The following is a 19,500-nucleotide window of genomic DNA, read 5'->3' on the forward strand; positions in this document are numbered from 1 at the left end:
AAACCTACGAGGAATAGGAGGTGGCATGTTGACAAAACAGAATGCTCTGTTCGTCACAGTACGTCAAACGCCCATAGTAAATGAAAGGGTTCACAATCGAACTCATTCACATATACTTAGGGTTTGTTTGCCATTGTGTGATGAAAGAAGATAAAATGAAGGATTTCCTCAAAAGTAGGGAGTCCTTTTTGTTTTGAAAATATGTACGCAAAGGGGAAGCACGTATGACAAATATTCATGTAACGACAATGTTGGAAACGCCTTATGAAGATCTGAACATTTGTAAGCAACCACGCACAGAAGTTGCCAAGAAAGCGAAAACAAGAATGGTGGTCGAGTCTCTGATCGATCAATTATTAGCAACGAAGCTGATTCGCAATGATCGCTTCTTTGAGCAAATTTTATATAATAAAGAAATTATTTGGATACAAAATGGGGATGTGGACGGTCATCTTTTAGCGAAAGCAGCCATAGCAGATGAACTGAAAACAAAGACGAATAGTTTTATGATGTACATGCCGACCAATCCGATTGTCTATGAGGTCAATGGAGAAGCGTATCACTTAATTACGCGCATTGATTCTACACGCGCAAAGCCCAACCTTGACCGTCTCTCATTGGAGCCAAAGCCTGTTTTAAGTGCCGCTCGTGTCAATGACTTATTATGCTCGATTGTTATGCGCTTTTACGAAACGTATTTACACGATTTAGCGCCTCACCATGACAAACTCATCGCATTTGTACAGCAGGAATATGCCCAGTTTATTGAAGCAGTGCAAGCGTTAAATGATTATCATTTCAACTGGCATCCACGTGGCAACGGTCACGAGCTTTTACTGCAATTAATTAATCATCTACAACTTTTAAAAAGTCAGCCAGGTAAGGTACTAATTGATTTTACAAACAAGCATGACTACGTGATAGTTGAACCCGCTTATTTGATGGACAAACCAACAAAGAAGGCTGTAGGTGCACTATAAAAACAAGCCCTCCATTATTCGGAGGGCTTGTTTTGATCTTGCGCTATGAATATCCGCGAAAGCAGGAAAAATACCCGCGCTAGTGCGACGAATACCTGCGGAAGCAAGTGAAATACCCGCGCTAGTGCGACGAATACCCGCGAAAGCAAGTAATGCCTTCACGCGAACAAAATCACCCCATCCTACAGGCAATGCATGGCTGCCTGTGCTTCTTGCCATGGAACCGTATACCCTTTGCCCTTTGCACAAAAGATACTAGAGGAGCTATACTCAGGGTCTGCATTTTTATCGTAGCCAATCTGTGCAATCACATCCTCTGTATTATGGCACACATCATAGCCATCAAATTGGAGTGTGAGTGCACCTTTCCCATTTGTATAGGCGGCAAAGGTTGTACTGTAGCTCATTAAAGTGGCAACAGGCGCACGACCTGTTAGGATAACATCCGTTTCGGATAAAATCGGGTCATCGAATATGCCTGCTGCTTGCTGAATATCAGTCATCATACGACCGATAAAGTCGTTTGAAGCCTTCATTTTAAAGCGATAATAGGGTTCAAGTAGAACATTTTGTGCCTGCTCCAGCCCCTGACGTAGGGCACGGAAACTGGCTTCACGGAAATCTCCCCCCGATGTATGCTCATTATGCCCGCGACCTGTTAGAAGTGTAAAATGAATATCTGTTACAGGGAAGCCTGTCAGTAGCCCATGATGATCACGCTCAAACAGGTGCTTTTCAACAAGGCGCTGATTGCCTACAGATAAATGATCGGCATGACAGGCATTGCTGAAGGTATTACCTGTTCCACGTGGATTTGGCTCCATTAATAAATGAACTTCGGCATAATGCTTGAGGGGCTCGAAATGACCATAGCCTGTTACGGGGGTCGCAATGGTTTCCATATATAAAATTTGCGGCTCACCAAAGGAGACAGCTATTGAAAAACGCGTCATGAATACCTCTGTCAGGACCTCCAATTGAATGACACCCATAATATGCACATGGATTTCCTGAAATTTTTCCTGCCAGACCACACGCAAGGACGGCTCTTCAGCTTCGAGTAAACGGAAAAACTGGAGCACTTCCTTGATATGCTGATCGCCCTCATATTGAACCTTTGCCTGTAAGGTTGGGACAAGCTCATAGGGCTGGGATAGCATCGTTGTACCGATTTGATCCCCAATGTTTGCCTGGCTCAGTCCTTTGACAGCGAAAATTTCTCCTGCCTCTATCTGTTGAACAGTCTCATAGCGACTGCCGTTATAAAGGCGAATTTCGGTTACTTTTTCTGTTACTTCGCCAAATAAAAATTCATCCCGCACATGCAATGAACCCTTGACCGCCTTCATAAAGGTTAAACGTTGGTGACCATCATGACGAATTTTAAAAACCTCTCCCTCAAACGGGGCATCCTTGTCAAAATCGGTACACGTTAACAGTGGGAGCTGGTCAAGAAATTCCTGAATGCCCTCATCCTTTAAGGCAGAGCCAGCAAAGCAAGGGAAGGCACATTCATTTTTAATCATTCCCTGTAATTGAGCAAGACACTGTTCATGCTCCAATGACTCATTCAGAAAGGCATCAAGCAATTCTTCGTCGCGCTCCGCTAGCCATTCCATGATGCTATTTGATACATAGTCTGCTCGCAATGGCTCATCGATGAACAATATATGCTGTGAGCAATCTTTGCGAAGCTGGCTGATGACAGCCTCCACATTGGCACCCTCACGATCTATTTTGTTGATAAAGAAGAAGGTAGGGACATGGTATTGACGTAAAAGTTGCCATACTGTTTCTGTATGGCCTTGTATCCCTTCAACAGCGCTAATGATCATAATGGCATAATCCATCACACGAATGGCACGCTCCATCTCAGGGGAGAAATCGACATGCCCTGGTGTATCAATCAATGTGTATGTATCATTGCCAATGCTCATACGCCCCTGCTCGGCAAATATCGTAATGCCTCGTCTGCGCTCCAGCTCGTGATTATCAAGAAAGGTATCCTGATGATCAACTCGACCACGGGCTTGGATACTATTTGTATGAAAAAGTACTTGCTCAGAAAAGGTCGTTTTCCCTGCATCCACGTGCGCAAGTACACCAATTGTTTTGTACATAAGAAATCCTCGTTTCTATAGAATGCTATCTTTTTATTGTAACAGAATACTAGCTTCTATATTTCTTGTAAAATAGTTCGTCTTTATGTCGAAATAGTGCTAATATAGTGATGATTATACTTTTAGTGTCATACTACTGATTGCGCGATAAATTTTCTTCTGCTAGTCTATCAATAGTATTGACCATTATAGAACGTATTGGTGCAAATGGCATTTGTCATTTGCTTAAAAGGGAAATCGGTGCAATTCCGATGCTGTCCCGCAACTGTAAAGGGGGAGTCTATACAGCATGCCACTGTAGGGAAACTATGGGAAGGCGTATAGATGATGAACCTAAGCCAGGATACCTGCCAGTATGTATTTTTTGACTAAGAACCACGAGGATGGGGATAGTGATACAGGTAATATACCGTTATTTCACTATGCTACTCTCTTGGCGACAAGAGGGTTTTTTTTATGCCCTTCCAACCACCTAGGTAGTAAAGAAATCCCTGATTTCTTTCTATATTTTAACAACAAAGGAGAAAAGGACATGAAGAAATGGAAAAGTATATGGCTAATGATGATCATTGCCTTGATCGCTGTTTTAGGGGCTTGTAATGCAAAAGACAAAACGGAATCAGCAGTACAAGGTGAAAAGGTTGAGCCATCTGAGGCGGCAGCCGAAGTAACCATTGAAAACAATGACACAAGTCAAACATATACGGAAGCACCAACAAAAGCGATTAGCTTAAATCAGCATGTGACAGAAATCATGCTAGCACTTGGCTTAGAGGATTCTATGGTAGGGACAGCTTACTTAGATGATAAAATCTATGAGCCATTGCAAGAGGCATACGATAAAGTCCCTGTGCTTTCTGATCAATACCCAACGAAGGAGCAAGTCATTGATGCCGAGGCAGATTTCCTATATGCAGGCTGGAAAAGTGGCTTTGGCGAAAAGGGGGTAGGCACACCAGAAGAACTTGAAGAATTAGGCATCCATACGTATTTACATACGGCTTCCAACATGACAAAGCCAACATTAGAGGATATTTTCACTGATATTCGCCATATCGCAAAGATTTTCCGTATTGAGGATCGTGGCGAAGCTTTAATTGATCAAATGACGAAAGATGTAGAGGCAGTACAAGCTAAATTACCAAAAGATAGCGAAAAATTACGTGTTCTTGTGTTTGATAGCGGTGAAAAGGATGTATTTACAGCTGGTCAAAACTTTATGAATGAGCTTGTGACAATCGCAGGTGGTCAAAATATCTTTGGTGATGTGGAATCAGGTTGGACAACTGTATCGAAGGAAGATGCAGTAGACCGCAACCCAGAGGTAGTTGTCGTGATTGATTACGGTGAAACAACGGCAGACCAAAAGATCCAATTCTTAAAAAATGATCCAGCATTGAAGGAGATGGAAGCGGTCAAAAATGAGCGCTTTGTCATCCTGCCACTTTCAGCAGCGTCTGAAGGGGTTCGTGCGGCAGAGGCCATTGAAATTTTAGCCACGGGCTTCTATCCTGAAAACTTTTAATCCATTCGAGCTAGCGTTTTGCTAGCTCCTTTTTTATAAGGAGCGATAAAAATGAACGCATTTCAAAAAAATGTACCAGATCAAACATTTGAAACACTGAACCGTCATGGTGAGTTTACCCGTCTAGCCGTTAGCCCTGGCATTATTAATAAGCATTATACCCCTGCACAATTCCAAAAAATAGCCGAAATTGCTGGCGAAAAGGGGGCGATAAAGTATTCTGCTTCCTATAGTATACTCTTGTCCATACCAACGTGCGATGCCACAGAAGCGGTGCAAGCCTTACAGGAAGCGGGTCTCTATGTTGCTCCCTCTGGTCCAATCATAGCCATGAAGGCCTGCGATTTTTGTGATGGGGAGAAAATGGATGCTGCTCCAATAACCGAACAGCTCTATCATGCCCTAGCGGGGATGAAGGTACCTGCAAGAGTGCGTGTCAATATTAATGGCTGTGCATCAGCTTGCTACAATGCAGTCTATGATGATATTGGACTCGTTTACCAACAAGAAAGCTTTGATGTCTATTTAGGGGCAGTACCGATGGGAGCAAAGGCACAGGCTGGCACGTTATTCGCTAAGAGGGTAGACGTCACACAAATTGAAGATTTTTTACTGCTTCTGATCAACCTATATAAGGAGCATGCTCGCCCAAATGAGCCCTTTTACAAATTTTATCGCAGAACAAAGTACGCAGAATATTGGGAACTAGTAAAAAATTCAATTAAATAGCAGGGATATTACTTAGGGTGTCGAAGTATTGTAGTAAGGCACAGAAAATTACAATACAAAGGAGCAAGAACATGACATCGAAACAAGGGATTCAACCAGAAGATCTTTATCACTTAAAATCAGTAGCAGATCCACAGCTTTCACCAGATGGGACAGAGGTAGTTTATATAGAGACTCGTATGGACGAGAAGAAAAATGACTATATATCGAATTTGTTTTACATAAATTTGAAGGACAAAACACCACAGCAATGGACATTTGGCGAAGATAGAACGAGTTCCCCTGTTTGGTCACCAGATGGTAGTCAAATTGCATTTTTGTCAACGAGAACAGGTAAGTCACAAATTTATGTTCTTTCGAAAGCAGGTGGAGAGGCAAAACAGGTGACACATTGTAAAAATGGAGCGACATCCCCTGTCTGGTCACCATGTGGCAAGAAAATTGCTTTTTCAGTCGTGCTAGGGAAAGATGAAACCATCCTAGATAAAGCGGAGGATGAGAAGAAAAAGGATAAAGAACTAAAGCCACTAGAAATCGAGAAAATGAAACACAAATCGGATGCTGGTGGATTTATTGATATGGAGCAGTTTACCCATATTGCCATGGTCAATGTGGAATCAGGAGAGCTAGAACAAGTGACAGAAGGCAAAGAGTACTTCCATCTGGGTACTTGGTCGCCAGATGGCAAATACCTTACGTATTTAGCAGATAAAGCGGAGGATTTAGATTTCTCATTCAATGTGGATATCTATTTATTGGAGTTAGAAACGAAACAGAGTCACAAGCTAACAGAAGGTTCGGGTGCATATTACCAAACGGCTTGGTCACCGAATAGTCGTTATCTTTCTTTTGTAGGTGGAGAACGTGAATTTGAAAATGCCACACAAGCGAAGCTTTGGATTTATGACATGGAGCAAAAACTACTAAACTGTGTAACAAGTGAATTTGATGCGCCTGTCGGTGATTTTGTCATCGGTGATTTCCTGCAAGGTGTAGCGTCACCACGTGTTCAATGGATGAATGATAATCATAGCTTCTACTTCCAAGTCACAGATCACGGCAATGCGGCGATCTATTACGGAAATGTAGATGGCGAAATTTACCCAGCTATCCATGATGATCAATATGTTTATGGCTTCTCACTTGATGCGCAAAACGATCAGGCTATTGTGGCTATTAGCACAACGACCAATCCAGGCGATCTGTTTTATGTGAACCTAAAAACGGGTGCCAAAGAACAGTTGACGTCCATTAATGAAGAATTTTTAAAGACCAAAACATTAGCTGTTCCAGAGAGTATAGAATTTGAAGGTGCAGAAGGCTGGAAGGTCAATGGCTGGATTATGAAGCCAATTGGCTATGAAGCAGGGAAGAAGTATCCTCTCATTCTTGAAATCCACGGTGGTCCACATGCAATGTATGGCAATACCTATTTTAATGAATTCCAAATCCTTGCTGCACAAGGCTTTGCAGTGCTTTACACTAATCCGCGTGGTAGTCATGGCTATGGCCAAAAATTTGTTGATGCAGTACGTGGCGATTATGGTGGTAATGATTATGCGGACTTAATGGCAGCGGTAGACTACGCTCTGGAGCACTATGATTTTATTGATCAGGATCGTCTAGGAGTAACTGGCGGAAGCTACGGTGGTTTTATGACTAACTGGATTGTGGGCCATACAAATCGCTTTAAAGCAGCTGTGACGCAGCGCTCCATTTCGAACTGGATTAGCTTTGCTGGTGTCAGTGATATCGGCTATTACTTTACAGACTGGCAAATTCAAGCAGGGCTCGATGATATAGAGAAGCTATGGCATCATTCGCCGCTGAAGTATGTAGACAAAGTGGAGACACCATTATTGATTTTACATGGTGAAAAAGACTATCGTTGTCCAATTGAGCAGGCAGAGCAATTGTTTATCGCCTTAAAGTATCGTAAAAAACAAACAAAATTCGTGCGTTTCCCTGAGGCGAATCATGAACTGTCAAGAAGTGGAAAGCCCACATTGCGAATTAATCGACTTGAATATATTCGTGATTGGTTTGTGAAATATCTATAATAGGGTGGCCTAAGAAGAGAGTATCTTCTTAGGCTACTTTTAATAGAGAAGACCTGTATGATGGTTTATAAACGATACAATTTTAAAAAAAATCTCATGGTAAAGGATTTGTTCACCTTTATGATAAAGGTCTAAACATCTTCTCTATTTCCTTTATAATCATATAAATAAATTGTTGTATAAGGACCGTTATTTAATGATTCCCAATGAACCGTTTCTAATGTAGTCCCTTCTCTTGTAGATGGAATATGACGTGTTGTTGAATCTAAAAAATAATAGGGACTTTTTCTTCAAACATTACAGTTGTTATCATAACTGCATCAAAATTTGAAAGGTGCTTCATCATTTGAACATGCAACTAATACTAACAAACTTACGATAATTAAAAACTTTTTCAAGACTTTACTTAGGTAGAATCAACTTTTTCTCACATAAAAAAAGAATCACAACATGGTGTGATTCTCGATTGGTTAGTCGATTTTCTGGATGAACACGACCTTCAGATAATTAAATTCAGGGTATTCACGTGGTACACGGAAATCCTTCGGTAAACCGTATTCCTCGACAATTTTATAGCGTGTACGCGTCTCTTTAAATGCTTGGTCAATAAAGCCTTTGAACTTTTTCATGCCAAAGCTGGCATTATTTGTGGAAGCCACAATGATGCCGTTTTTAGCGGTAATGGCAATCGTGTCCTTTAGTAATTTAGGGTAGTCCTTTGCCGTTGAAAAGGTCATTTGCTTCGTACGTGCAAAGCTAGGTGGGTCTAATACGACAAGGTCAAACTGTAAAGCATGACGCTGTGCGTATTTAAAATAATGGAAGACATCCATGACTTTTATATCCTGTGCCTCATAATCAATATGATTGACACTAAATTGCTCAATCGTTTTGGCTAGACTGCGCTTTGCCACATCTACACTCGTTGTCTTGATGGCTCCTCCTAGAGCGGCTGCCACAGAAAATGCTCCTGTATAGGAAAATGTATTCAGCATGTCTGTATTGTGGGCATAACGCTCACGAATAGCCAATCGTACCTCACGTTGATCGAGGAAAATCCCTGTCATGGCGCCATCGTTTAAATGCACCGCATAGGTCATACCATTTTCCTTCACCATGATAGGAAATTCTCCTGGCGTGCCCATCACAAAATCATCCTGCTCGATATATTGTCCTTTGCTATCAAAGCGTTTTTTCTCATAAATCGCTTGGTAGTCCACTGTCTCAGCAAGCGCCTCATACACCACTTCTTTAAATGAGTAAATGCCCTCACTATACCAGCTTACCATATAGTAGCTGTTAAAAAAATCAATCGTAAGACCGCCAATGCCATCTCCTTCACCATTAAACACACGAAAGGCTGTTGTGTTTTCATTGCTAAAAAATGCGGCACGATTGTCGATGGCTTTTTTGAATTTTTTTATAAAAAAAGCTTTATCGATTGTTTCATTCGCATCGGTCGTTAGCACCCAGCCAATGCCTTTATTTTGGATGCCGTAGTAACCTGTTCCAATAAAACGGTTATGGTGATCCATGAGCTTGAGGAGTGTTCCTTGCTCAGCAGGTAAACGTCGTGCATCAACCGCATCTTTTGAAATAAGGGGGAAGCCTTTTCTTAATTGATCAGAAAAGGGCTGTTGTATTTGTAGAGCTATTGTTTGTGTCATAGTGTCATCCTTTAAAAAACGTTTTGCTCTATTATCGCACTGTTTGCACGGGATAGCCAAACTTATTTCAGGAATTGCGCAATTTTTGTCACGGTTTCAATCGTTACTTCTTCAAAATAATTCATTTTACTGAAATAACTATGGATTAAACCTGGCATTGTAATATGTTCCACTACCACACCAGCAGCCTTTAACTTTTGTGCATAGCTTAGACCCTCATCAAAGAGAACATCTGCCTCTGCAGCAATAATGAATGTTTTGGGCATGTTACGGACTTCCTCTAGCTGAAGAGGGGACACAAGTGGATTTGTGAAGTTTGCTTCCTCTGTATAGTGATGAGAGAACCACTGCATGGCTTGTGTATCTAAGCCGTAATCTTCACCATATGCCAGATAAGATATTGTTGAAAAATCGACATTTGTGACAGGATAGATGAGTGTTTGAGCGTGTAACGATGGTCCCTCTAGTGCAGTAGCTAAGTATGCAACCACAGTAGCCAAATTTCCGCCAGCACTGTCCCCAGCAACTGATAATCGACTTGCATCGCCACTTAAGGCTTCCATATGATCGTACACCCATACTAAGCTATCGTAGGCATCATGTAAGGGTGTTGGGAAAGGATATTCAGGTGCTAAGCGGTAATCCACTGATACCACAATCGCCTGTGCCTGGTCTGCTAATAGCTGGCAGCCTGCATCGACAGATTCTAGATTGCCATAGACCCAGCCTCCACCATGATAATAAACAATAACAGGTAATGTTTTACCGAGAACGGGCGTATAAAGCCGAACTGAAATTTGTTCGCCATCTCGCACTGTAATTTTGTGATCCTCAATGGATGCTAGCTTCGGTTTGTGTGCAGATTGCCATTGTGTAACCGTCCGCATGGCTCTCGCTTCCTGCGGTGAAACTTTGTAATAAGGTGTACCAGTACGCTGAGCTTCTAGATATTGAACAGCTTCTTTTCTTAAAGTTATCATCTTCATCATTCCTTTATTGTGAGGTTTGTTATTCCTATTATAAATTATTCATATAATTTTACTAGGATTTAGGTGTAACAAATGTTTATTTATTTAAAAATAGGTGAAATAAGCGCATTATGTTTATAATAAAAGGGACGAAAGTATTTGGAGGGACAGTATGATTTCTTTAATTGTGGCACATGATGACAATCACGTCATCGGATATAACAATGGGATGCCCTGGCATTTACCTGGGGATCTGCAGTATTTTAAACAAAAAACAATGGGCAAGCCTATGATCATGGGACGTAAAACATTTGAATCCATCGGTCGACCACTTCCAGGGCGACGCAACATCGTCATTACACGTGATGAAAACTATCAGGCAGAAGGCATTGAAACTGTGACTAGCTTGGAAGAAGCTTTAGCGCTAGCTGGAGATGTACCTGAGGTGATGATTATTGGCGGCGAGCAAATTTTCCGTTTAGTGATGGAGATAGCTGATCGCTTGTATATCACAAAAATTAATCATGCCTTTCAGGGAGACACCTATTTCCCGAGCTATGAGCAAGATTTTGTTCAAGTCTCTTCAGAGGAGCCTGAAACAGCCCCAGAAGGCTATACATTCCAATATCAAATATTTGAACGAAAATAACAGCGAGAGAAGTACGGTTTTGTAGGACCGTCCTTCTTCTGTAAGTAGGGGGAATATTGATGCGTAAAATAACCTTATCGAATGGAGAAATTGCACATGTTGATTGTTTGAGCTGTGCCATCACTAGTGGACAGGTAGCACCCAATGGAGGAGTAGTGATTGAAACAGATTATTTTCACGCTCACCAAGATGTAGCGTATCCTATCAAGGGATTAGTCATTTTAGCCTCCAAGCGTCACATTCATTGCTTTGATGAATTAAACGATGATGAAAAACTGGACTATATCAACCTCTTAACAACAATCAGAAAGGCTCAAAGGGAAGTATTGGACATAGAATACGTTTATTATTTTTACAATGAAGATACGACCCATCACTTCCATACTTGGATGGTGCCACGCTATGAGTGGATGCATGCATTTGGGCGATCCGTGGAATCCTTAAGGCCAGTTTTACTTCATGCTCGTAATCAATTGAATCATGAAGAGAATGAAAAAGAGGTAAGGGAAGGCATTATGTTTTTAAGAGAATACATAAAAAATCGCTCCATATGATGGGAGCGATTTTTTTATAAATAGAAGTACACACAGGCATACATGGACGCACAGCCCGCTAGTACAAAGAGATGCCATATCGCATGATTAAAGGGCAGAGAGCGCCATGCATAAAAGATGGCTCCAATCGTATAAAATAGCCCGCCTGCTAGTAGAAAAGCAAAGCCATGTAAACCTAAATACAGATAAACGGGCTTAATGGCAAATATAATTAACCAGCCCATGCCAATATAAAAAATTAATGAAAGTACTTCAAAGCGATTAATAAAGAAACATTTAAACAATACACCAAGCACAGCCAATGACCAAATAATACATAGTAGCGTCAATCCAAGTGTACCACCAACGGCAATTAATAAAAACGGCGTATAGGTGCCGGCAATTAAAATATAAATGGACGAATGGTCCAAAATAGCGAAAAAGTTTTTATATTTTTCTGGCATACTGTGAAGTAATGTAGACATTAAAAACAGAATGATGACAGACGCACCGAAAATGCTGAAGGTTGTAATATGTAGGGCATTTCCTGTTTGTACGGCTGCTAACAGTAGAACAACCAGTGCTGGAATACTAGCAATGAAACCAATACCGTGTGTTATGGCATTCCACAGCTCTTCCCTCCATGATTTATAGTCAAATGAATCAACCATTTGAAACACTCCTTTCGTTCATACATTTACTATACCCCAATAATTTATAGATGAACATTTACATTTGTCATATAGTTCATATCAAAAATGTCATAAGCCTGTCATATTCTTTGAGGGGCATTGATAGACAGGAGGGAGGTGAAAACGCTATAGTATCCAAGGTAGCGTTTACATGCGAGCTAGGACAGAGCTTTGCCTAATGACAAATGTCATGTTTACATAATGATTCATTAGTCTATATAATAAATTTTAATGAAGTAAAAGGATGTGTCGAAGTGAGACGAATTCATATAGTAACGGACTCAACTTGTGATTTAACAAAAGAAGAAGTAGCACAACATGGCATACATATCGTGCCTTTAACGATTCAAATTGATGGTCAAACATATACAGATGGAGTGGACTTAGAGCCACAATCTTTTTTAGGCTTAATGAAAAATGCAAAAAATTTACCGAAAAGTTCACAACCAGCACCAGGTAAATTTAAGGAATTATATGATGAGCTCGGTAAAGATGGCGATCAAATTATCTCCATTCATATGACTGGCGGTATGAGTGGAACGGTAGAATCAGCCCGTCAAGCAGCACAAATGACAGATGCTGATGTGACAGTCATTGACTCGCGCTTTATCGCGATTGGTTTAGCTATCCAACTACGAGAGGCCATCCGTATGCGAGATGAAGGCGCCACTGTGGAGGATATCGTGGCACGTTTAGAAAAGGTACGAGACAATACACATTTATACGTTATTGTAGACACGCTCGAAAACTTAATCAAAGGCGGTCGGATTGGTAAAGGAAAAGGCTTTATCGGTTCTCTCCTAAACATCAAAGTCATTGCCAACCTTGAAGGTGGCGTATACAATCCTGTGTCAAAGGTACGTAGTCATAAACAAGTAGTCAATTTTTTATTTAAACAATTCCAAGCAGATACAGCTGGAAAAACAGTGAAGGCAGTCGGCATTTCCCATGCAGATGGCCTCGTAACGATGGGCAACCCATTAAAAGCGCTGATCGAAGAAACTGGCTTTAACGATGTTGAAATTGCCTTTACATCTCCAATCATCTCGACACATACAGGTCCAGGAGCAATTGGTTTTATTTATTTTGCAGAATAATAAGAAGGAGCTACTACATAAGTAAATGTAGTGGCTTTTTTTATGCGTGGATCTCCTAGCAACTTTGACAGAGGGATGAGCAGTTTTCGACTAACTATGAGCGTCCTCAATCAAAATGTGATCACTTTGCTAACAAAAAAGAGCGGCTCCAATCAAATTGTGAGCGTTTTTCGACCAAAGAAGAGTAGCTTCAATCAAACAGTGATCATGGTGCCACCAAAAATAATCAGAAATCTTCCTAATTATTTATCATTATTGAGTGAGGAAATTTGGCAAGAGCACAAAATTATGGAGAACTAAGGGTAAGTCACTTTTCATTGCGACATGAACTATTCTATAATAGAAGTAATAGAAAGGGATGGAAGGTGGTCAAATGGACATTTGGCGATTTATGTTGTCATGTTTGACCGTCTTAGTACTAAGTGGTTGTGCAATATCAATCGATGAACCGAATCCGCAAGCAGAACCTGAAGGTGAGCAAGCAGGAACGGAGCAAGATATACCGCAGGATGAGCAACAAACAGAAGATGAGGAAAAAACATCTAAGAATATGTTGACGCAAATTTTTGAACATTTTTTTGAGCCATCAGCAGAGGATTTATCGCAAATTGATGAAGAACAAGCAAAGCAACTACATTACTTGGCACTGGGAGATTCGTTGACAGATGGTGTCGGTGATGAGTATAGTCAAGACGGTTATGTTGGAAGATTAGCAGATTCATTGCTCGCATGGCCTTCGATTTCGGATGTAGAGGTTGATAATCGGGGCAAACGTGGTAGACGCAGTGATCAGCTACTAAAGTTAGTGAAAAAAGGGCATTATGATGAAGAGCTGCAAGAAGCCCAGCTAATTTCCTTAACAATGGGTGGCAATGATGTCATGAAGGTCGTCAGGCAGGATTTATTTAACCTGAAACGTGATGCTTTTGATAAGGAATTATTGGCATACAAGGAACGTTACAGCAAAATCGTAGAAGGCATTCGTGCTAAAAATCCGACAGTGCCCTTATTACTCATTGGTTTTTACAATCCTTTTTCGATTGTAACCAATGAGGCGAATGAATTTGATACGATTATCACAGAATGGAATAATGTGATTGAGGAAGTAGCCAGCAAGGATTCCAATGCTTGTTACGTATCAGTAGAAGATTTGTTTGATTCAAATGAAGAGCTCGTCTATCATACAGACTTTTTCCACCCGAATGCAAAGGGGTATGAAAAAATGACAGAGCGTATACTAGCAGCAATGGAGCAGTGTGGTATGGAAAAAAAGATTAACAAGGCAATAGGCTTCGAGGAGTGACAAAATGAATAAATGGAAAGTCGCGTTTTTCGCCTTAGCGGGCACAGTGCTTTTTGCAATCCTCCTCGTCGTTTTTTTAGCAACTAGACCAGTGGATGATGTCCATGTTGCGAAGAGTTCAGCAGGTGAAAGTGAAAGCAAAGGGAATGTACTCGTGGTGCAAACCACAACAAAGGAATTAGAATCGATATCAAAAAAATACCTAAAGGATGCAGCGAAAGGCTCTCCTTTACCACTGGATTTCACAATTGGGGATGATATTCAATTACGTAGCACACTGACGGTATTTTATACGGAAATCCCTATCTCCATGAATTTTGACCCCATTGTGGATGACAAGGGGAATATTATTTTAAAACAGACAGGCATGAATGTAGGGTTATTAAACATTCCACCAGAAACGACAATGAAAATCATGCGTGATTCGGTGGAATTTCCCTCTTGGATTACCGTGAATCCGAATAAAGCAGAAATATATATTGATTTATCGCGTATTAACATTGCCTCTGGTTCACGTGTACGTGCTAAAGAGTTGGACTTACCAAAGGATAAAATTTTATTGGAAATTATTGTTCCTGGTGAATAAGGAGTGAAATGAATGGCAAAGCAATATGCAACATTTGCGGGAGGCTGTTTTTGGTGTATGGTCAAGCCCTTTGACGAAACACCTGGGATTGATTCCGTAATCTCAGGCTATACAGGTGGACATGTTGTAAATCCTACCTATGAACAGGTTTGCTCGGAAACAACAGGGCATGTGGAAGCTGTACAAATCACATTTGATGATGAGTTATATAGCTACGAGCAGCTACTTGCGATTTATTGGACTTTAATTGACCCAACAGATGCAGGTGGTCAATTTTACGACCGTGGAGAATCCTACACAACGGCTATTTTTTATCATAACGAAGAACAGCGTGAGCTAGCTGAACGTTCAAAGTCGGATTTACAAGCGTCTGGCAAGTTTGATAAACCAATTATGGTAAAAATCTTACCTGCCACTACGTTTTATCCGGCTGAGGATTATCATCAACAGTATTATAAGAAAAATCCAATGCACTATGAGCGCTATTCGATTGGATCAGGTCGTCGAGCGTTTCAGGAGCAACACTGGGGGGAACAAACATGAATAAGGAACAACGTTTAAAAGAATTAACAGAGATGCAATACTTTGTAACACAGGAAAATGGCACAGAGCCACCATTCCGTAATGAGTTTGATGACCATTTTGCAGAAGGCATCTACGTAGACATTGTGTCTGGCAAGCCTTTATTCAGCTCACTCGATAAATACAACTCAGGCTGTGGCTGGCCAGCTTTCACAAAGCCGATTGAAAAAGAACAGGTAACCGAACATTTCGATACATCTCACGGTATGCGTCGTGTGGAGGTACGCAGTAAAGAAGCGGATTCGCATCTAGGACATGTTTTCCCAGACGGTCCAAGTGAGCGAGGCGGCTTACGCTACTGCATTAACTCAGCAGCGCTTCGATTTATCGCAAAAGAAGATTTAGAAAAAGAAGGCTATGGCGAATACCTAGCACTATTTAAATAGGTAAAAAACCTGGCAAGGTAGCTCCTTGCTAGGTTTTTTTATGGTCATGAGACACAGCAGATTAGAAGGATAGAAATCTGAAAGTGGAGGATAAACCTGAAAAAGTAGCGGATAGATTGCTCAAAGTGAAGGATAGCCCCGCAAAGTTAAGGGAGGACCAATAAAAAATTGGTTCTCCCTCTCCCTCTCTCTTTCAGTCAGTTCGCTTAAACTTTAAACTCGCTCACGAGGTTGCGTAGGCTATCTGCTTGTTGGGCAAGCTCAGTGGCTGCGGCGTTGATTTCCTGCATGGAGGCGGAGCCTTGTGTAGCTGCTGCCGCAGATGTCACGGTGTTGGCCGCGGATTGTTCTGCGTAGGCATTGACATGAATGAAGTCACTTGCCACCGCATTGCTATTTTCAAGCGTTGTTGCAATTTTATTCACCATGGCTGCAATGATGGATGTTGTTTCCTCGGTGTGCGATAAAATGTTGGCTAAGGAGTGATTTGTTTCGTTTGTTACTTCAACGCCTCGGATGACCGTTGTCACACCCTCGTGATTTTGAGCAATGATGGATGTGACCTCATCTTGAATAGATGTGACAATCGATGTGACCTCTTTCGCTGCACTTTGGGATTGCTCTGCTAATTTGCGAACTTCATCGGCTACGACAGCAAAGCCTCGTCCATGCTCGCCAGCTCTTGCCGCTTCAATCGCCGCATTTAAAGCGAGGAGATTCGTTTGCTCAGAAATGGCCGTGATCGTACCAATAATAGACGTAATATCCGCAGATTTACGACCTAACGCCTCCACAGTAGATGTTGTAGAAGCCATTGTTTCTTCAATGGATTGCATGACGAGTGATGATTGCTCCACAGAGCGGCTACCCTCATCGGCTGCTTGCTGCATGGCGATAGAGGCACGATGGACAGCACTCGCTTGCTCATTTAATTGATGCATGGAATGCTCTAAGTCGCTCATTTTTTGCTGCGCACTATTCATACTGGAAATTGTATTGTCACTATCACTCGCAATATCTGCTGTCGCATCCGCAATATCCTGAATGGTACGTGCATTTTCATCTGCTAAGGACATTAGCTCCTGACTGCTGCTTGATACATGATCCGCCAACTCACTTACGCGTCGAATTAAGTTAGAAATCGACTCAATTAACGTATTTGTCGAGGCTGCAATAATCGAAAATTCATCACGATTACGCACATTTACACGTCTTGTCAAATCGCCTCCTGCTTGCGCAATATCAAGGATAGAGTCATTAATCGCTTGTGTATTACGTTTTAATGATTTAAATAACATAAAGCCAAAAATTACAATCGCTAAAAAGCCAACGATTGAAACGAGAAAGAATGTAGTGATAGAAATATTTACCTGCTGGTTAAGCTTGTCTAATTTTGTTTTATTGGAATCGTCCATGACAGTATTAATGGTCTCAATGTTTTGATCGATATGTGTTTTCATTGTTTCCCCAGTAGCACCCATCATCAGTTTACGAGCCTGCTCAAGACCGAGCTCATCACGCATTGTCATGACTTTATCTGAATAATCAAGGTAATTTTTATAATATTGCTCGATTGCCTGCATATGACCGAGTTCCGCTTGTCGATCTTGAAATTGATCTTTCAAAGCGGCTAGCTTTTTATTAATGGTATCTATTTTTAAATGATAAGAAGTAGAATAAATGCCGTTACCCGTAATTAAATACGATTGCTCTAAATTGGTCAGTCTAGCAATCTCATAGGCAAGTTGATTCACCGTTAGTTGCTCCTGCACATTTTTCTTTGTGAAATCTTCCATTTGGTGCTGCAAGTTTTGTATATTGACATAGGACAATATACCCATAAAACCGTTAATTACAATAAGAAGTGCAAACATAATAAGCACTTTACCCCGAATTAAATGGTAAAAACGTTGTCGTTTTTCTTTAATAGGAGGGGGATTTTTCCCAGTTTCCCCTTGTGTAGAAGCTTTCCTCTTCTTAAAAAAGCTAAAAGTAAAGAGAGACGGGCGTTTTTTCGCTGTACCATGGGTTTTTTTAGTCTTTTTCATCGCCATCACCTTCCTATTTTTTAAATAATCGATTTCAATTTTATCTTATTTTGCTAGATTTTTCTATCTTTATTTCTAAAAATTAAAATTTTTCAGATAAAATAACTATGACAAAAGTCAGGATTGACCATGAAAATAGTTCTAAAATCATAAGTGGGTAAAATATAGTAGTAGTGGAATTTATGACGAATGCAATTTTTTTTGATACACTAGCGAAAAGCAAATGCGTAAAAAGGGGAATTTGTTCGATGAAGAAAAGTTTTTATTTATATGTCCTAACCTATCGAGGTGGCGATTGGTCTGACCCTAAAGTACGCTTTGCAGAGGAAGTGTTTCATGAGCATAATTTTCCAAAGCAGAGCACAGACTTTAATGAGTTGTCCGACTATATAGAAACCTATGCAACGGAAAACTTAACAATCCAGACCTTTGATACTTTGTGGACACTTTATGAGGAACAAGCATAATTGTACGAAAACTATAAATAATTTTGTAGTTGCTAGACGTCTAGCATTGCGTAAATGACAGAAACACAGTATTATTTATAGTGATAACTGACAGAAAAGAGGGATTGCAGTATGAGTATTCATATTAATGCAAAAAAAGGTGAAATCGCTGACACAATTTTACTTCCAGGAGATCCATTACGTGCAAAATACATTGCGGAAACATTTTTAGAAGATGTAACTTGCTACAACGAAGTACGTAATATGTTCGGATATACTGGTACGTATAAAGGGAAACGTATTTCTGTACAAGGAACTGGTATGGGTGTGCCATCTATTTCGATCTACGCAACAGAATTAATGCAAGAATATGATGTTCAAAAATTAATCCGTGTAGGTACTTGTGGTGCAATTCAAAAAGATGTGAAAGTACGTGACGTGATTTTAGCGCAAGGAGCAACATCTGATACACGTATGAACCAAATCATTTGGGGTGGTGCTATTGATTTCGCACCAATCGCTGACTTTGATCTTTTATTAAAAGCATACAATGCAGGTAAGGATGCAGGTCTTAACTTACAAGTAGGGAATATCTTCACAGCAGATTTATTCTACTCAGATGAGCACCAAAACGAAAAATTAGCTCAATACGGCGTACTAGCTGTAGAAATGGAATCAGCAGCTCTTTACACATTAGCGGCAAAATTCGGTCGTAAAGCACTTGCTGTACTAACAGTAAGTGACCACATTATTACAGGTGAAGTAACGACAGCTGAAGAACGTCAAACAACATTCAATGACATGATCGTGGTAGCATTAGACGCAGCGATTCAAGACTAAGCGTATCAAGGATTTATGGCTTGGATTTAACATCAAAGGACAAACCTTTACACGAATTGCCTGTTAGGTGACTGAGTAAATCAGAGCCTAATGGGCTTTTTTAGTGTCCCGTCAAACTTTCACAAACAAGCCATATGAATTTAATGAATGATTAAATGGAACGTTGTGAGAGACATGCTAGAGGTTTTCGAAGTGATTGACGTGGCATTTACAAATGGACTTGTGTGTAATTTTAAGCACAAGTACCTAGTTTGATGCATGACGGGAAATTGTTTCAAGTGTCGAATGG

The 19,500-nt window shown here is 40.7% G+C and carries 19 protein-coding genes and 1 riboswitch; of the genes, 13 read left to right on the forward strand and 6 right to left on the reverse strand.

The genetic code is table 11. The features are described 5' to 3' along the window. Positions 1 to 224: 224 nt before the first annotated feature. Entirely contained in the window at positions 225 to 980 is a 756-nt protein-coding gene (locus JIN86_RS12975) for a hypothetical protein (protein WP_202342106.1), read from the forward strand. On the opposite strand, the gene JIN86_RS12980 is transcribed toward JIN86_RS12975, so the two are convergent. Continuing rightward, positions 975 to 1,199, reverse strand: a complete 225-nt coding sequence (locus JIN86_RS12980) for a hypothetical protein (protein WP_202342107.1) — start codon at positions 1,197 to 1,199, stop codon at positions 975 to 977. The two genes, JIN86_RS12975 and JIN86_RS12980, sit on opposite strands and share 6 nt — an antisense overlap. Beyond that, entirely contained in the window at positions 1,163 to 3,100 is a 1,938-nt protein-coding gene (locus JIN86_RS12985) for an elongation factor G (RefSeq protein WP_202342108.1), read from the reverse strand. Before JIN86_RS12985 ends, JIN86_RS12980 begins: the two co-directional genes overlap by 37 nt. A gap of 182 nt (positions 3,101 to 3,282) precedes the next feature. Beyond that, positions 3,283 to 3,469, forward strand: a riboswitch (cobalamin riboswitch). 163 nt (positions 3,470 to 3,632) lie between these two features. On the opposite strand from JIN86_RS12985, the gene JIN86_RS12990 reads away from it, so the two are divergent. The 3 genes from JIN86_RS12990 (at position 3,633) to JIN86_RS13000 (ending at position 7,414) form a co-directional block, all read left to right on the forward strand. Next, a complete protein-coding gene (locus JIN86_RS12990) occupies positions 3,633 to 4,625 on the forward strand; it encodes an ABC transporter substrate-binding protein (protein WP_004230227.1) in 993 nt (330 codons plus the stop codon). 51 nt (positions 4,626 to 4,676) lie between these two features. After that, positions 4,677 to 5,354 carry a precorrin-3B methylase gene (locus JIN86_RS12995; RefSeq protein ID WP_004230226.1) on the forward strand — a complete coding sequence of 226 codons (678 nt, stop codon included), beginning with the start codon at positions 4,677 to 4,679 and terminating at the stop codon, positions 5,352 to 5,354. 71 nt (positions 5,355 to 5,425) lie between these two features. Next, complete coding sequence (locus tag JIN86_RS13000; protein ID WP_004230225.1) at positions 5,426 to 7,414, forward strand: S9 family peptidase; 1,989 nt, start codon at positions 5,426 to 5,428, stop codon at positions 7,412 to 7,414. Positions 7,415 to 7,884: 470 nt separating this feature from the next. On the opposite strand, the gene JIN86_RS13005 is transcribed toward JIN86_RS13000, so the two are convergent. Together JIN86_RS13005 and JIN86_RS13010 are read right to left on the reverse strand one after the other, a co-directional pair. Beyond that, positions 7,885 to 9,081: a class I SAM-dependent rRNA methyltransferase gene (locus JIN86_RS13005; protein ID WP_202342109.1), complete on the reverse strand. Its 1,197-nt coding sequence runs from the start codon at positions 9,079 to 9,081 to the stop codon at positions 7,885 to 7,887. 62 nt (positions 9,082 to 9,143) lie between these two features. Then, entirely contained in the window at positions 9,144 to 10,061 is a 918-nt protein-coding gene (locus tag JIN86_RS13010; protein WP_202342110.1) for an alpha/beta hydrolase, read from the reverse strand. 160 nt (positions 10,062 to 10,221) lie between these two features. Here JIN86_RS13010 and JIN86_RS13015 point away from each other — a divergent pair, with 160 nt between their 5' ends. After that, positions 10,222 to 10,698: a dihydrofolate reductase gene (locus JIN86_RS13015; protein WP_004230222.1), complete on the forward strand. Its 477-nt coding sequence runs from the start codon at positions 10,222 to 10,224 to the stop codon at positions 10,696 to 10,698. Positions 10,699 to 10,757: 59 nt separating this feature from the next. Then, positions 10,758 to 11,252 (forward strand): HIT family protein, encoded by a 495-nt coding sequence (locus tag JIN86_RS13020; RefSeq protein ID WP_202342111.1) that lies wholly within the window; start codon positions 10,758 to 10,760, stop codon positions 11,250 to 11,252. 14 nt (positions 11,253 to 11,266) lie between these two features. Here the strand turns inward: JIN86_RS13020 and trhA are convergent, their stop codons facing one another. Beyond that, entirely contained in the window at positions 11,267 to 11,902 is a 636-nt protein-coding gene (gene trhA, locus JIN86_RS13025) for a PAQR family membrane homeostasis protein TrhA (RefSeq protein ID WP_009371293.1), read from the reverse strand. A 275-nt stretch (positions 11,903 to 12,177) separates the two neighbouring features. Here trhA and JIN86_RS13030 point away from each other — a divergent pair, with 275 nt between their 5' ends. The 5 genes from JIN86_RS13030 to msrB all read left to right on the forward strand — a co-directional run bounded on the left by JIN86_RS13030 (position 12,178) and on the right by msrB (position 15,877). Next, positions 12,178 to 13,020, forward strand: a complete 843-nt coding sequence (locus JIN86_RS13030) for a DegV family protein (protein WP_202342112.1) — start codon at positions 12,178 to 12,180, stop codon at positions 13,018 to 13,020. 373 nt (positions 13,021 to 13,393) lie between these two features. Further along, positions 13,394 to 14,323: a GDSL-type esterase/lipase family protein gene (locus JIN86_RS13035; RefSeq protein WP_009371295.1), complete on the forward strand. Its 930-nt coding sequence runs from the start codon at positions 13,394 to 13,396 to the stop codon at positions 14,321 to 14,323. Between the two features lie 4 nt (positions 14,324 to 14,327). Continuing rightward, complete coding sequence (locus tag JIN86_RS13040) at positions 14,328 to 14,909, forward strand: YpmS family protein (protein ID WP_004230217.1); 582 nt, start codon at positions 14,328 to 14,330, stop codon at positions 14,907 to 14,909. Between the two features lie 12 nt (positions 14,910 to 14,921). Beyond that, a complete protein-coding gene (msrA, locus tag JIN86_RS13045; protein WP_202342113.1) occupies positions 14,922 to 15,452 on the forward strand; it encodes a peptide-methionine (S)-S-oxide reductase MsrA in 531 nt (176 codons plus the stop codon). After that, entirely contained in the window at positions 15,449 to 15,877 is a 429-nt protein-coding gene (gene msrB, locus JIN86_RS13050; RefSeq protein WP_202342114.1) for a peptide-methionine (R)-S-oxide reductase MsrB, read from the forward strand. The genes msrA and msrB overlap by 4 nt, the downstream gene beginning before the upstream one ends. Positions 15,878 to 16,083: 206 nt before the next feature. Here msrB and JIN86_RS13055 read toward each other — a convergent pair whose 3' ends face one another. After that, on the reverse strand, positions 16,084 to 17,925 hold the full coding sequence (locus JIN86_RS13055) for a methyl-accepting chemotaxis protein (RefSeq protein ID WP_202342115.1): 1,842 nt from the start codon (positions 17,923 to 17,925) through the stop codon (positions 16,084 to 16,086). Between the two features lie 248 nt (positions 17,926 to 18,173). On the opposite strand from JIN86_RS13055, the gene JIN86_RS13060 reads away from it, so the two are divergent. Both JIN86_RS13060 and deoD read left to right on the forward strand, forming a co-directional pair. Beyond that, the gene (locus tag JIN86_RS13060; RefSeq protein ID WP_048395688.1) at positions 18,174 to 18,392 is read left to right on the forward strand and encodes a YozE family protein; all 219 of its coding nucleotides are present in this window, start codon (positions 18,174 to 18,176) and stop codon (positions 18,390 to 18,392) included. A 111-nt stretch (positions 18,393 to 18,503) separates the two neighbouring features. Further along, positions 18,504 to 19,211 (forward strand): purine-nucleoside phosphorylase, encoded by a 708-nt coding sequence (gene deoD / locus JIN86_RS13065; RefSeq protein ID WP_004230212.1) that lies wholly within the window; start codon positions 18,504 to 18,506, stop codon positions 19,209 to 19,211. The last annotated feature ends 289 nt before the right edge of the window (positions 19,212 to 19,500 follow it).

This window comes from Lysinibacillus sp. HST-98, from assembly GCF_016757845.1.
GTDB classification, from domain to species: domain Bacteria; phylum Bacillota; class Bacilli; order Bacillales_A; family Planococcaceae; genus Lysinibacillus; species Lysinibacillus capsici.

What these genes read in the sequence shown, in the direction of transcription:
- JIN86_RS12975 (WP_202342106.1), top strand. Translation starts at nt 225, where the DNA reads ATGACAAATATTCATGTAACGACAATGTTGGAAACGCCTTATGAAGAT.
- JIN86_RS12980 (WP_202342107.1), bottom strand. Translation starts at nt 1,199, where the DNA reads ATGGCAAGAAGCACAGGCAGCCATGCATTGCCTGTAGGATGGGGTGAT.
- JIN86_RS12985 (WP_202342108.1), bottom strand. Translation starts at nt 3,100, where the DNA reads ATGTACAAAACAATTGGTGTACTTGCGCACGTGGATGCAGGGAAAACG.
- JIN86_RS12990 (WP_004230227.1), top strand. Translation starts at nt 3,633, where the DNA reads ATGAAGAAATGGAAAAGTATATGGCTAATGATGATCATTGCCTTGATC.
- JIN86_RS12995 (WP_004230226.1), top strand. Translation starts at nt 4,677, where the DNA reads ATGAACGCATTTCAAAAAAATGTACCAGATCAAACATTTGAAACACTG.
- JIN86_RS13000 (WP_004230225.1), top strand. Translation starts at nt 5,426, where the DNA reads ATGACATCGAAACAAGGGATTCAACCAGAAGATCTTTATCACTTAAAA.
- JIN86_RS13005 (WP_202342109.1), bottom strand. Translation starts at nt 9,081, where the DNA reads ATGACACAAACAATAGCTCTACAAATACAACAGCCCTTTTCTGATCAA.
- JIN86_RS13010 (WP_202342110.1), bottom strand. Translation starts at nt 10,061, where the DNA reads ATGATAACTTTAAGAAAAGAAGCTGTTCAATATCTAGAAGCTCAGCGT.
- JIN86_RS13015 (WP_004230222.1), top strand. Translation starts at nt 10,222, where the DNA reads ATGATTTCTTTAATTGTGGCACATGATGACAATCACGTCATCGGATAT.
- JIN86_RS13020 (WP_202342111.1), top strand. Translation starts at nt 10,758, where the DNA reads ATGCGTAAAATAACCTTATCGAATGGAGAAATTGCACATGTTGATTGT.
- trhA (WP_009371293.1), bottom strand. Translation starts at nt 11,902, where the DNA reads ATGGTTGATTCATTTGACTATAAATCATGGAGGGAAGAGCTGTGGAAT.
- JIN86_RS13035 (WP_009371295.1), top strand. Translation starts at nt 13,394, where the DNA reads ATGGACATTTGGCGATTTATGTTGTCATGTTTGACCGTCTTAGTACTA.
- JIN86_RS13040 (WP_004230217.1), top strand. Translation starts at nt 14,328, where the DNA reads ATGAATAAATGGAAAGTCGCGTTTTTCGCCTTAGCGGGCACAGTGCTT.
- msrA (WP_202342113.1), top strand. Translation starts at nt 14,922, where the DNA reads ATGGCAAAGCAATATGCAACATTTGCGGGAGGCTGTTTTTGGTGTATG.
- msrB (WP_202342114.1), top strand. Translation starts at nt 15,449, where the DNA reads ATGAATAAGGAACAACGTTTAAAAGAATTAACAGAGATGCAATACTTT.
- JIN86_RS13055 (WP_202342115.1), bottom strand. Translation starts at nt 17,925, where the DNA reads ATGAAAAAGACTAAAAAAACCCATGGTACAGCGAAAAAACGCCCGTCT.
- JIN86_RS13060 (WP_048395688.1), top strand. Translation starts at nt 18,174, where the DNA reads ATGAAGAAAAGTTTTTATTTATATGTCCTAACCTATCGAGGTGGCGAT.
- deoD (WP_004230212.1), top strand. Translation starts at nt 18,504, where the DNA reads ATGAGTATTCATATTAATGCAAAAAAAGGTGAAATCGCTGACACAATT.